Source organism: Pseudomonas sp. MBLB4136 (assembly GCF_051904765.1).
In the GTDB taxonomy this organism is placed as follows: domain Bacteria; phylum Pseudomonadota; class Gammaproteobacteria; order Pseudomonadales; family Pseudomonadaceae; genus Aquipseudomonas.
This window is the reverse complement of the sequence record NZ_CP196713.1, coordinates 4,181,701-4,194,067: the sequence shown is the minus strand read 5'-3', so window position 1 is coordinate 4,194,067 and position 12,367 is coordinate 4,181,701. Positions and strand designations below refer to the sequence as shown.

The following is a 12,367-nucleotide window of genomic DNA, read 5'->3' as shown; positions in this document are numbered from 1 at the left end:
ACCCCCTTGCGGCCACCGGGGCGGCGCGCGTTCAGCGCTCGCCCGGCTTGGGCGTGCGGGCCAGGCAGTAGACATCGACCCGCGCCGCACCGGCGCGCTTCAACAGGCGCGCCAGGCTCTCGGCGGTGGCGCCGGTGGTCAGCACGTCGTCGACCAGGGCTAGGTGCAAGCCTTGCACCCGACTCGCAGGCGCCAGGGCAAAGGCCCGGCGCAGGTTGCGCCGGCGTGCGCTGGCATCCAGTTGTTGCTGGGCCTGGGTGTCGCTGGTGCGCAGCAGCCAGTGTGGCTGCTGCGGCAGTTGCAGGCTGTGGCTGAGCCATTGGCAGAGCAGCTGTGCCTGGTTGAAGCCGCGTCGGCGCTGGCGTGCGGCTGCCAGCGGGACCGCCAGCAGCAGGTCGGGGCGCGGCAGCCCTTCATCGAAGGCGTGGCGCAGATGATGTGACAAAAGCTCGCCGAGCAGACGTCCCAGAGGCCACCGGGCCTGGTGCTTGAAGCGGGTGATCAGGCTGTCCACCGGGAAGCCGTAGCGCCACGGCGCCGTGACCCGATCGAACGCCGGCGGCCGGCGCAGGCAGTCGCCGCAGGTCAGCCCGGCGCCGGGCAGCGGCAGGGCGCAGACCTGGCAGTGCTCGCCCAGCCAGGGCAGCTCGCCCTCGCAGTCGCTGCACAGGGCGTGTTTCAGGTCCGCGGGCTCATCGCAGAGCATGCAGGGCTGTTTGTTTTCTAACCATCGGTAAACCGGTGGCCTGTTGCCAGGTTGACAGCGCATGGGCCTTCCATAAATATGCCGGACATCCGTGTCGTGCCTGCTGACTCTAGCAGGCCGTTGCCGCCCACAAGGAATCGATCATGAGCGCTACTACAGCCGCCGAACTGCGTCACGACTGGACCCTCGCCGAGGTCAAGGCGCTCTTCCAGCAACCCTTCAACGACCTGCTGTTCCAGGCGCAAACCGTGCACCGCGCGCATTTCGATGCCAACCGCGTGCAGGTCTCGACCCTGCTGTCGATCAAGACCGGCGCCTGCCCGGAAGACTGCAAGTACTGCCCGCAGTCCGGCCACTACAACACCGGCCTGGACAAGGAAAAGCTGATGGAGGTGCAGAAGGTGCTGGAGGCGGCGGCCGAGGCCAAGGCCATCGGTTCCACCCGCTTCTGCATGGGCGCGGCCTGGAAACATCCTTCGGCCAAGGACATGCCCTACGTGCTGAAGATGGTCGAAGGGGTCAAGGCCCTGGGCCTGGAAACCTGCATGACCCTGGGCAAGCTGAGCAAGGAGCAGACCCAGGCCCTGGCCGAAGCCGGCCTCGACTACTACAACCACAACCTGGATACCTCGCCGGAGTTCTACGGCAACATCATCACCACCCGCACCTATTCCGAGCGCCTGGAGACCCTGGCCCATGTGCGCGAGTCGGGGATGAAAATCTGCTCGGGCGGCATCCTCGGCATGGGCGAGTCGCTGGACGACCGCGCCGGCCTGCTGATCCAGCTGGCCAACCTGCCGGAGCACCCGGAGTCGGTGCCGATCAACATGCTGGTCAAGGTCCAGGGCACGCCGCTGGCCGACGAGCAGGACGTCGACCCCTTCGACTTCATCCGCATGCTCGCGGTGGCGCGGATCATGATGCCGCAGTCCCACGTGCGCCTGTCCGCCGGCCGTGAGCAGATGAACGAGCAGATGCAGGCCCTGGCCTTCTTCGCCGGCGCCAACTCGATCTTCTACGGCGAGAAGCTGCTGACCACCGCCAACCCCCAGGCGGACAAGGACATGCAGCTGTTCGCCCGCCTCGGCATCAAGCCCGAGGAACGCGAGGAACACGGCGACGAGGTGCACCAGGCGGCCATCGAGCAGGCGCTGGTCGAGCAGCGCGACGCCAAGCTGTTCTACAACGCCGCAAGCTGAAGTCGCGCGGTGGAGCGGGACGCGCCTGCTGCGCGCCGCGCTCCACCCTACGTAGTCCTCTGCAGGGTGGATAACCCGCTTGCGGTTATCCACCGGGTTTTGCCATGAGCTTCGATCTCGCCTCACGCCTCGCCGAACGCCGGGCGGCCAATCTCTACCGCCAGCGGCCCCTGCTGGGTTCGCCGCAAGGCCCGCAGGTGCGGGTCGATGGCCGCGAGCTGCTGGCCTTCTGTTCCAACGACTACCTCGGCCTGGCCAATCATCCCCAGGTGATCGAAGCCTGGCAGGCCGGTGCCCGGCGCTGGGGCGTCGGTGGCGGCGCCTCGCACCTGGTGATCGGCCACAGCACGCCGCACCATGAGCTGGAGGAGGCGCTGGCCGAATTCTGCGGGCGCCCGCGGGCTTTGCTGTTCTCCACCGGCTACATGGCCAACCTGGGCGCCGTGACCGCGCTGCTCGGCCAGGGCGACACGGTGCTGGAGGATCGGCTCAACCACGCCTCCCTGCTGGACGCCGGCCTGCTCAGCGGCGCGCGCTTCTCGCGCTACCTGCACAACGATGCCGCCAGCCTGGCCACGCGCCTGGACAAGGCCGCCGGCAACACCCTGGTGGTGAGCGACGGGGTGTTCAGCATGGACGGTGACCTCGCCGACCTGCCGGCCATCTGTGCCGAGGCGCGGCGCAAAGGGGCCTGGGTGATGGTCGATGATGCCCACGGCTTCGGCCCGCTCGGCGCCAGCGGCGGCGGCATCGTCGAGCACTTCGGCCTGGGCGCGGAGGATGTGCAGGTGCTGGTCGGCACCCTGGGCAAGGCCTTCGGCACCGCCGGCGCCTTCGTCGCCGGCAGTGAGGAACTGATCGAGACCCTGGTGCAGTTCGCCCGCCCCTACATCTACACCACCAGCCAGCCACCGGCGCTGGCCTGCGCCACCCTGAAGAGCCTGGAGCTGTTGCGCAGCGAGCACTGGCGGCGCGAACACCTGGACCTGTTGGTCGCGCGCTTTCGCGCTGGCGCCGCGGCCATCGGCCTGCAGCTGATGGACAGCGCCACGCCGATTCAGCCGATCCTGGTCGGCGACAGCGCCCGCGCCCTGCGCCTGTCGCAGATGCTCCGAGAGCGCGGCCTGCTGGTCACCGCGATCCGCCCGCCGACCGTGCCGGCCGGCAGTGCGCGCCTGCGCGTGACCCTGTCCGCGGCCCACAGCGTGGAGCAGCTGGACCTGCTGCTCGAGGCCCTGGCCGAGTGCTGGCCGCAACTGGCTGGCGGGGAAGAGGAGGGCGGTGATGCGTGACCGGCTGATCCTGCTGCCCGGCTGGGGCCTGGGTACGGCGCCCCTCGAGCCCCTGGCCGAGGCCCTGCGCGGCCTGGATGCGCGCCTGCGGGTGCAGGTCGAGCCGCTGCCACGGCTGGATAGCGGCGACGCCGAGGCCTGGCTCGACGAGCTGGATGCCAACCTGCCCGAGGACGCCTGGCTGGGTGGCTGGTCCCTCGGCGGCATGCTCGCGGCGGAACTGGCGGCGCGGCGTGGCGAGCGCTGCAGCGGCCTGCTCTGCCTGGCCAGCAATCTGCGTTTCGTCGCCGAGGTGGGCTGGCCCGCGGCGATGCCGGCGGAAACCTTCGCCGCGTTCCGCCAGGGCTGCGCCCGCGATGCGACGGCGACCCTGAAGCGCTTCGCCCTGCTCTGCGCCCAAGGGGCAGGCGATGCCCGCGGGCTGTCCCGTCAGCTGCTCGGTGCAGCCCCGCAAGAGTCCGCGCAGCGCTTGCTGAGCGGCCTCGACCTGCTTGCGGCGCTGGACACCCGCGCCGCCCTACAGGCCTTCGTCGGCCCGCAGCTGCACCTGTTCGCCGGCCTCGATGCGCTGGTGCCGGCCGAGGCGCCGGCGGCCCTGCTCGAGTTGTTGCCGGATGTCGAGGTCGGTCTGATCGACACGGCCAGCCACGCCTTCGTCCTCGAGCGCCCCCATGAAGTGGCGGCGGCGATTCAGGCGTTCCTGCACGAGGCCGGCGATGATTGAGCGCCTGAGCCAATCCGCCAGCGGCCTGCCGGACAAACGGCAGGTCGCCGCATCCTTTTCCCGCGCCGCCGACAGCTACGACAGCGTCGCGGCACTGCAGCGCAGCGTCGGCAATCAGTTGCTGGCGCGGCTACCGGCGCGGCTCGAGCCGCAGCGCTGGCTCGACCTGGGCTGCGGCACCGGGCATTTCAGTCGCACCCTCGGCGAACGCTTCACGGCGGCCGAGGGCGTCGCCCTGGATATCGCCGAAGGCATGTTGCGCCATGCTCGGCCACTGGGGGGCGCGCAGCGCTTCATCGCCGGTGACGCCGAGCGCCTGCCGTTGCGCGACGAATGCTGCGACCTGCTGTTTTCCAGCCTGGCGCTGCAGTGGTGTGCGGACTTCCGCGCGGTGCTGGACGAGGCCCGGCGGGTGTTGCGCCCCGGCGGCGTGCTGGCGTTCAGCAGCCTGTGCGTGGGCACCCTGCAGGAACTGCGCGACAGCTGGCAGGCGGTGGACGGCTTCGTCCACGTCAACCGCTTCCGTCGCTTCGCCGACTACCAGCAGTTGTGCGCCGCCAGCGGCATGCGGCTATCGACCCTGGAAACCCGCGCCGAAGCGCTGCACTACGCCGACCTGCGCAGTCTCACCCATGAGTTGAAAGCGCTGGGCGCGCACAACCTCAACCCGGGACGCCCGGGCGGATTGACCGGCCGCGCGCGCATCCTCGCGCTGGTCGAGGCCTACGAGCGCTTTCGCCAGCCCCAGGGCCTGCCGGCCACCTATCAGGTGGTCTACGGCGTGCTGCAGAAACAGCCTTGAAATGAACGCCGCCAGACGGCTGGCCGGAGAGGAACAATCGACATGACCTACGCCTACTTCGTCACCGGCACCGATACCGAGATCGGCAAGACCACCATCGCCGCCGGCCTGCTGCATGCGGCGCAGTGCGCCGGGCTCAGCACCGCAGCGGCCAAGCCGGTGGCCTCCGGCTGCGTAAGCACGCCGGACGGGCTGCGCAACGAGGATGCCCTGGCCCTGCTGGGTGAATGCAGCCTCGATCTGCGCTACGAGGAGGTCAATCCGCTGCCATTCGAGCCGGCCATCGCGCCCCACCTGGCTGCCCGCGAGGTCGGCGCGGTGCTGGACGTGGCGAGCTTGCGCGGGCCGGTGCAGCGGATCCTGGACAAGGGCGCCGACTTCACCCTGGTCGAGGGAGCAGGGGGCTGGCGCGTGCCGCTGGATGGCCAGGCGTCCCTGTCGGATCTGGTGATCAGCCTGCAGCTGCCGGTGATCCTGGTGGTGGGCGTGCGCCTGGGGTGCATCAACCAGGCGGTGCTGACCGCCGAGGCGATCGCCCGTGACGGCTTGCCGCTGGCCGGTTGGGTGGCCAACGTGGTCGATCCGCAGACCTCGCGCCTCGAGGAAAACCTGGCGACCCTGGCCGAACGCCTGCCGGCGCCCTGCCTGGGGCGGGTGCCGCGCCTGGACCAGCCGCTGCCGGCGGCCGTGGCCGCGTATCTCGACCTCGCCCGGCTCGGGGTTGCGTTATAAAGCGGCCTTTTGCCATTACCAAATGCCAGTAGGGCGGCCGGATGTTTTCTGCTTCAATGCAGGTCTACGGCGTCTTTCCCCCAGGGGAGCTAACTCATGGAAATCTCCGGCAGCGCCTTCAGCGCGGGCATCAGCACCATTCAGTCTGGCCAGCGGCGCATCGATCAGGCGGCGACCGAGATCGCCGGCGCAGCGTTTGCCGCTCCACCGCCGCAACAAAGCCGCGTCGATGCAACGCCCGAATCGCGTGCCGACGCTCCCGCCGATCTGAGCGAAAGCCTAGTGGCCTTGCGCGTCGGCCAGCATGAGGCGCAGGTCGGCGCGCGGCTGGTGAAGACCGCCGATGAAGTGCTGGGCACCCTGATCGATACCAAGGCCTGAGCGCCTTTTCGCCAGGGCGGGCGCGGCCCTGTTGCGTCCAGCCCCCGCTTGATCCGGCAATGCAGTCCTGAAGCCGACCAGTGGTGAGGAAAGGCTGATGCAGGTCGACGGCGCAATGGCGTCTTTCTTGTCCGCAGTCGCACCGCTGCCGCTCCTTCCCGCTTCGCCCACCCACTCCCACGACTCCAGCGCTGTCGACGACGTCCCTGCGCGGAACGCTGTGCCCTCCTGGATGCGCCCAGTACCCGTGTGGTGCATCTGCAGAGGGTCCGCTCAGTCGCCGAGTTGCGGTCCTATCGTCAGCAAGACCAACCATCGAGGCTGGGGCAGTTTGTCGTGCCCAGGGCGTAGTCTGTGCTGCGCAGGTGCTTGACAAGGGGGGGGGGTAAACGTATGTTTCAAACATGCGTTTGATTGCTTGCCGACCTATAGTCGCTCAAGCAGTCGGGAATGACCCCGCAGCGACCGTCTTGACGGTCACCCACACACTCAGAGTCCACCGCAGAGGTTAACCGCTATGCCTGATTACAAGGCCCCCTTGCGTGATATTCGTTTCGTTCGCGACGAACTGCTCGGCTACGAAGCGCACTATCAGAGCCTGCCTGGCTGCCAAGACGCTACTCCGGACATGGTCGACGCCATCCTCGAAGAGGGCGCCAAGTTCTGCGAGCAGGTGCTGTCGCCGCTGAACCGTGTGGGTGATACCGAGGGCTGCACCTGGAGCGAGTCGGGCGTGAAGACCCCGACCGGTTTCAAGGAAGCCTACAAGCAGTACGTAGAAGGTGGCTGGCCGAGCCTGGCCCATGACGTCAACCATGGCGGCCAGGGCCTGCCGGAGTCGCTCGGCCTGGTACTGAGCGAGATGGTCGGCACCGCCAACTGGTCCTGGGGCATGTACCCGGGCCTGTCCCACGGTGCGATGAACACTCTGGACGCCCACGGCACCGACGAGCAGAAGCACACCTACCTGACCAAGCTGGTGTCCGGCGAGTGGACCGGCACCATGTGCCTGACCGAGCCGCACTGCGGCACCGACCTGGGCATGCTGCGCACCAAGGCCGAGCCTCAGGCCGACGGCAGCTACAAGGTCAGCGGCACCAAGATCTTCATCTCCGCCGGTGAGCACGACATGGCCGATAACATCGTCCATATCGTCCTGGCCCGCCTGCCCGATGCACCGGCCGGCACCAAGGGTATTTCCCTGTTCATCGTGCCGAAGTTCCTGCCGACTGCCGAAGGCGGCGTAGGCGAGCGCAACGCAGTGACCTGCGGCTCGATCGAACACAAGATGGGTATCCACGGCAACGCCACCTGCGTGATGAACTTCGACGGCGCTACTGGCTACCTGATCGGCCCGGCCAACAAGGGCCTGAACTGCATGTTCACCTTCATGAACACCGCCCGCCTGGGTACCGCGCTGCAGGGCGTGGCCCATGCCGAGCTGGCCTTCCAGGGTGGCCTGAAGTATGCCCGCGAGCGTCTGCAGATGCGTTCCCTGACCGGCCCGAAGGCGCCGGACAAGGCCGCCGACCCGATCATCGTGCATCCGGACGTGCGCCGCATGCTGTTGACCATGAAGGCGTTCGCCGAAGGCAACCGCGCCATGGTCTACTTCACCGCCAAGCAGGTCGACATCGTCAAGTACAGCCAGGACGAGGCCGAGAAGAAGCAGGCCGACGCGTTGCTGGCCTTCCTCACCCCGATCGCCAAGGCCTTCATGACCGAAGTGGGCTTCGAGTCCGCCTCCCACGGCATGCAGATCTACGGTGGCCACGGTTTCATCAGCGAGTGGGGCATGGAGCAGAACCTGCGTGACTGCCGCATCTCCATGATGTACGAAGGCACCACCGGCGTTCAGGCCCTCGATCTGCTGGGTCGCAAGATCCTCATGACCCAGGGCGAGGCGCTGAAGGGCTTCACCAAGATCGTCCACAAGTTCTGCCAGAGCAACGAAGGCAACGACGCGGTCAAGGAGTTCGTCGAGCCCCTGGCCAAGCTCAACAAGGAGTGGGGCGAGCTGACCATGAAGGTCGGCATGGCCGCGATGAAGGATCGCGAAGAAGTTGGCGCCGCATCGGTGGACTACCTGATGTACTCCGGTTATGCCTGCCTGGCCTACTTCTGGGCCGACATGGCTCGCCTGGCTGCCGAGAAGCTGGCTGCCGGCACTGAAGACGCGGCGTTCTACAAGGCCAAGCTGCAGACCGCGCGCTTCTACTTCGCGCGCATCCTGCCGCGGACCCGTACTCACGTCGAGGCCATGCTGTCCGGTGCCAGCAACCTGATGGACATGAGCGAAGAGGATTTCGCCCTGGGCTACTGAGGCCGGTCGCGAGCTCATCTGAAGAACCGCTGCCGAAAGGTGGCGGTTTTTTTTGGGCGCTCCGCAGGCGCGAGTCGAACGAGGTCCTGCGCGGCCGAATGCGCAATTTGTGCGCCAGGCCAGGTATTTGCTCGTGGCCATCTGGCAAAATGCCAGCTTCTCAGCGCTGTCGGTGTTGTCTCTGGAGTTTGCCTTGTCGCGCCTCGCTGCCGTGCGCCTCAGCCATTTTCTGCCCTCGCTGCTGCTGCTCAGTGGCGGCATGCTGGCGGGCGGCCTGCCGAGCCTGAGCGAATTCTTCACCTCCCTGTTCAATGTGCTGCCGACCCTGCTGCTGCTGTTGGGCGGTACCTTCTGCCTGGTCTACGGCCGCCAGCGCGAGCTGTTCCTGCTGCTGGTGCTTTACCTGGGCTACTTCCTCCTGGATATCCAGCTCGACTACTACCGCGCCGAGGGCCGGGTGCGCGGCGATGCGGCGTTGGTCTTCCACCTTTGCAGCGTGCTGCTGCCGCTGCTCTACGGCCTGTACGCGGCGTGGCGCGAGCGTACCCATCTGCTGCAGGACCTGGTCGCCCGTGCCGCTGTGTTGCTGGCGCTCGGGAGCGTCGCCCTGGCGCTGGCGCAGCGCTATCCGCAGGCGCTGCTGCAGTGGCTGGCGGTGATCCGCTGGCCGGCCCTGCACGGCGAGTGGATGAGCCTGGTCCAGCTGGCTTACCCGTTGTTTCTGATGGGCTTCGTCCTCCTGCTGGTGCAGTACCTGCGCGCTCCGCGCCCGCTGCATGCGGCGCAGTTGCTGGGGTTGGGCGGACTGTTGTGGATGTTGCCCAATATCTTCACCCAGCCCCATGCGCTGAATGTGATGAGCAGCCAGGTGATGCTGATGCTGGTCGCAGCGGTGGCCCATGAGGCCTATCAGATGGCCTTTCGCGATGAGCTCACTGGCTTGCCGGGCCGGCGCGCGCTGAACGAGCGGTTGCAACGCCTGGGTCGCAACTATGTGATCGCCATGGCCGACGTCGATCACTTCAAGAAATTCAACGACAGCCATGGTCATGATGTCGGCGATCAAGTGTTGCGTCTGGTCGCCAGCCAGCTGCGCAAGGTCGGTGGTGGGGGCAAGGCCTACCGCTACGGCGGCGAGGAGTTCACCCTGGTGTTCCCGGGCCGGACGCTCGATGAGTGCCTGCCCCACCTGGAGGCGGTGCGCCAGGCGGTGGAAAACTATCGCCTGCAGCTGCGTGACAAGCAGAGCCGCCCGGAGGATGACCAGCAGGGTCGGCGGCGCCGCGGCCGGACCGGCGCCGGCGAGGTGTCGGTGACGCTGAGCATGGGGGTGGCCGAGCGCGGCGCGCAGCAAGGCAACCCGGAAGAGGTGATCAAGGCGGCCGATCAGGCCCTGTACAGCGCCAAGGGCGCCGGGCGCAACTGCATCCGCAGCCACGGTCAACGGCGTGGCGCGGTCAGGTTGCGCGGGACGGGTGCCTGAGCCGGCCGCGTCCGGCCAGTGGCGTGTCGACTGGCTAAGCGAGCCCTGAATAGCTCCAGCCCAAAACAAAGCCCGCCATTTGGCGGGCTTTGTCTGTCGGAGCGGGCGTCGTTCAGCCCATGTCAGCCTACTCGGCGCGGACCCCGGCGGACTGGCGAGCGGTGACCCGCAGGGCCGACTCGACCATGTCGTAATCGACATAGCAACCCTGCAGGTGGCGATGGCCGGTCTGCGGGTCGAAGCTCTTGCGCCCGTGCATGACCCGGCGGTTGTCGAAGGCGACCATCTCGCCGGCGGCCAGGCGCAGGTCGAGGCGGTAGCGCGGCGAGCGCAGGATCTTCCAGAAGGCCAGATAGGCGCGGTACCACGGCATGATCTGTGCCGGAGGCAGGCGCAGGCTGTCGCGCAGCCAGTTATTGAAGCGTACCTCGATGACCTGGTCGTTCTCGTCGAGATGGATGACGGTCGCGCGGGTGACGATGTCGGTCTCCTCGTCGGCGAAGCGGCAATCGATCGCCGTCTCGGCCAGCAGGCGGAAGGCCTCCGGGTCCTGGGCGCGCAGGGCCTCGGCCACGGCGACGCCGTCGGCGAAGATCGACTCGCCGCCCTGGGCGCTATTGGCCAAGCAGTAGAGCATCTGGATGTCCGGCGGATTCTTCCAGTTGGTCAGGTCGGTGTGCAGCTCCAGCCCCAGGGCGGTGTAGGCCGCGTTGTTCGGCTTGGGCTTGCTGTAGACCTCGAAGCGACCGCCGAAGTTGGTGGCGCGAATCGGACCTATGGTGGCCGCCACCTGGTCGATCTCGCCGCCTTCGTGCGGGCCGTCCTGCAATATGGCAAAGCCATCGCGGCACAGCGCATGCAGCCAATCCAGGCGCGCTCTGCCACCGGCCATGTAGTCGGCGAAGTCGGTTCGATGGGGGATGAAGTCCTCGGCCCAGGCGACGTTCGCCGGCACGATGCATGGCTGCCAGGCCTGCTGGTGCGGACGCAGCTGGTACAGCCAGCCGGCGTCGAAGCGGCTCAGGTGGCCGTCGCTCCAGGTCAGCGTCAGGTGACCGTCCGCTACGCAGATACCGGGGGCAACTTCGACGACGCTGGGGTGGAGGTCGAGGATGAACTGGGTACGCTCGTAGGTCTGCGGGTGGCGGCAGGCATCGCAGGCGCAATGGTCGCGCAGCCACAGCAGCGGGAACTCCGCACTCTCGATGGTTTCCAGCACCTGCCAGTCGACCTGGACGGCCGACTCCTGGTAGCGAGCCGCGATGATCGGCAGCGAGCTGGCGTAGTGGCCATACTCCTTCATGTCGACCGGGCTGCTCAGTGAATTGGCGGCTGCGGCTGGGGGGGTGAGGCTGGCAGTCATCGGGTGTCTCCGCTAGAGCGCATCGCGTGTAAAGGGAACTGGGCCAGCCGAGGAATTGCGCTGCGGCCAAGGCCAGGTGCGGCTCTAGAGTGGGGCTTGCCAGGTAGCCTGACAAACGATCAATTCGTGCACTAAGGCCAAGCTGAGCTAATACCTATCTTTGCCTTATGCGGCTATGCTGGCGGCATTGTCTGTATCCCCGGAGTCTTCGTCATGCCAGATGCCCATCGTTCCGATCTGGTCTATGCCTCGGTCACGAGCGGCCTGCTCCCGGGCTTGCCGGGCTCGACCCAGGAGTTGCCGCCACTGTTGTGGCTGGAGGCGTTCGAGGTGGCGGCCCGCACCCTGAGCTTCACCGCGGCAGGGCGCGAGCTGAACATTACCCAGTCGGCCGTTAGCCAGCGCATCCGTCTGCTGGAGGACCGCCTCGGCCAGCAACTGTTCGTGCGCCATCCGCGCAGCCTGAGCCTGACCCTGGCCGGGCAGGCCTGGCTGCCGTCGATCCAGGCGGCCTTCGCCCGTCTGCGTGACAGCACGGCCGAGGTGTTCGGCCTGTCGCGGGATGCCCCGGTCACGCTGCGCGCCACGCCCCTGGCCCAGCAGGCCTGGCTGGCGCCGCGGCTGATCGGCTTTCACCGTGCCCATCCCGAGGTGGCCCTGCACCTGGCCAGCGGCTTCTGGATCAATGACTTCGGCAGCGAGGGCGCCGACATGGAGATCCGCTACGGGCGCGGCGACTGGGAGGAGTTCGAGTGCATCGCGTTGGGCCAAGGCGAAGAGCAGATGATGGCCCTGGCCGCGCCGGAACTGGCGGCCCGCCTGCAAAGTCCCCAGGATCTGGCCGGCGAGACGCTGCTGCATTCGGTGGGTTTCGCCGTCGGCTGGCGCGCCTGGCTGACGGCGGCCGGGGTCCCGGAGTTGGAGCGGCGTACCCATCGGGTCAGTTGCGACACCCAGGTGATGGCGCTGGAGCTGGCGCGCCAGGGAATGGGCATCGCCCTGGCGCACCGCAACCTGTTCATGCGCTGGCAGCGGGAAGTGCGCCTCGGCCTGGTGCCGGTCTTCGACCTGTTCGTGGCCACCCCGGAGCGCTTCTGGCTGGTGCGCCCGCGCCGGCGCCAGCTGCGCGAACCGGCGCAGAAGTTATGGGACTGGCTGGCCAGTCACAGTGCCGATTGAGCCGGGTGGAGGGGGTGGCCTGGTTGTGATCCGGGCGAACTGTCGAGCGGCTGGATCTGGCGGCGTGGAAGTGGGCTGGTGACGCGATCATTACGATTGGTCACAAAAAGACCTTATGCGTATCGAATGTATCCTTGGTAGGCTCTCAATCCTGTTGTAAGTCCGTTGGTATGTTCGAGGATT

The 12,367-nt window shown here is 67.4% G+C and carries 11 protein-coding genes; 9 read left to right on the top strand and 2 right to left on the bottom strand.

The window, feature by feature from the left end; all coding sequences use genetic code 11:
* Window positions 1-31: 31 nt before the first annotated feature.
* A complete protein-coding gene (locus ACSX1D_RS19305; protein WP_439860001.1) occupies window positions 32-769 on the bottom strand; it encodes a ComF family protein in 738 nt (245 codons plus the stop codon).
* Between the two features lie 80 nt (window positions 770-849).
* Between ACSX1D_RS19305 and bioB the strand changes: the two genes are divergently transcribed.
* The 8 genes from bioB to ACSX1D_RS19265 all read left to right on the top strand — a co-directional run bounded on the left by bioB (window position 850) and on the right by ACSX1D_RS19265 (window position 9,642).
* Complete coding sequence (gene bioB / locus ACSX1D_RS19300; protein WP_208707196.1) at window positions 850-1,905, top strand: biotin synthase BioB; 1,056 nt, start codon at window positions 850-852, stop codon at window positions 1,903-1,905.
* Window positions 1,906-2,009: 104 nt separating this feature from the next.
* On the top strand, window positions 2,010-3,197 hold the full coding sequence (bioF, locus tag ACSX1D_RS19295; RefSeq protein ID WP_439860000.1) for an 8-amino-7-oxononanoate synthase: 1,188 nt from the start codon (window positions 2,010-2,012) through the stop codon (window positions 3,195-3,197).
* Window positions 3,190-3,921 carry an alpha/beta fold hydrolase gene (locus ACSX1D_RS19290; protein WP_439859999.1) on the top strand — a complete coding sequence of 244 codons (732 nt, stop codon included), beginning with the start codon at window positions 3,190-3,192 and terminating at the stop codon, window positions 3,919-3,921. The genes bioF and ACSX1D_RS19290 overlap by 8 nt, the downstream gene beginning before the upstream one ends.
* Window positions 3,914-4,723, top strand: a complete 810-nt coding sequence (bioC, locus tag ACSX1D_RS19285) for a malonyl-ACP O-methyltransferase BioC (RefSeq protein WP_439859998.1) — start codon at window positions 3,914-3,916, stop codon at window positions 4,721-4,723. The genes ACSX1D_RS19290 and bioC overlap by 8 nt, the downstream gene beginning before the upstream one ends.
* Before the next feature lie 42 nt (window positions 4,724-4,765).
* Complete coding sequence (bioD, locus tag ACSX1D_RS19280; protein WP_439859997.1) at window positions 4,766-5,455, top strand: dethiobiotin synthase; 690 nt, start codon at window positions 4,766-4,768, stop codon at window positions 5,453-5,455.
* A 96-nt stretch (window positions 5,456-5,551) separates the two neighbouring features.
* Window positions 5,552-5,836, top strand: a complete 285-nt coding sequence (locus ACSX1D_RS19275) for a hypothetical protein (protein ID WP_439859996.1) — start codon at window positions 5,552-5,554, stop codon at window positions 5,834-5,836.
* A gap of 517 nt (window positions 5,837-6,353) precedes the next feature.
* On the top strand, window positions 6,354-8,159 hold the full coding sequence (locus ACSX1D_RS19270) for a phenylacyl-CoA dehydrogenase (protein WP_439859995.1): 1,806 nt from the start codon (window positions 6,354-6,356) through the stop codon (window positions 8,157-8,159).
* A 193-nt stretch (window positions 8,160-8,352) separates the two neighbouring features.
* Complete coding sequence (locus tag ACSX1D_RS19265) at window positions 8,353-9,642, top strand: diguanylate cyclase (protein WP_439862368.1); 1,290 nt, start codon at window positions 8,353-8,355, stop codon at window positions 9,640-9,642.
* Between the two features lie 127 nt (window positions 9,643-9,769).
* On the opposite strand, the gene ACSX1D_RS19260 is transcribed toward ACSX1D_RS19265, so the two are convergent.
* A complete protein-coding gene (locus ACSX1D_RS19260; protein ID WP_439859994.1) occupies window positions 9,770-11,005 on the bottom strand; it encodes a TauD/TfdA family dioxygenase in 1,236 nt (411 codons plus the stop codon).
* Between the two features lie 213 nt (window positions 11,006-11,218).
* Here ACSX1D_RS19260 and ACSX1D_RS19255 point away from each other — a divergent pair, with 213 nt between their 5' ends.
* Window positions 11,219-12,184: a LysR substrate-binding domain-containing protein gene (locus ACSX1D_RS19255; RefSeq protein ID WP_439859993.1), complete on the top strand. Its 966-nt coding sequence runs from the start codon at window positions 11,219-11,221 to the stop codon at window positions 12,182-12,184.
* Window positions 12,185-12,367: the final 183 nt, after the last annotated feature.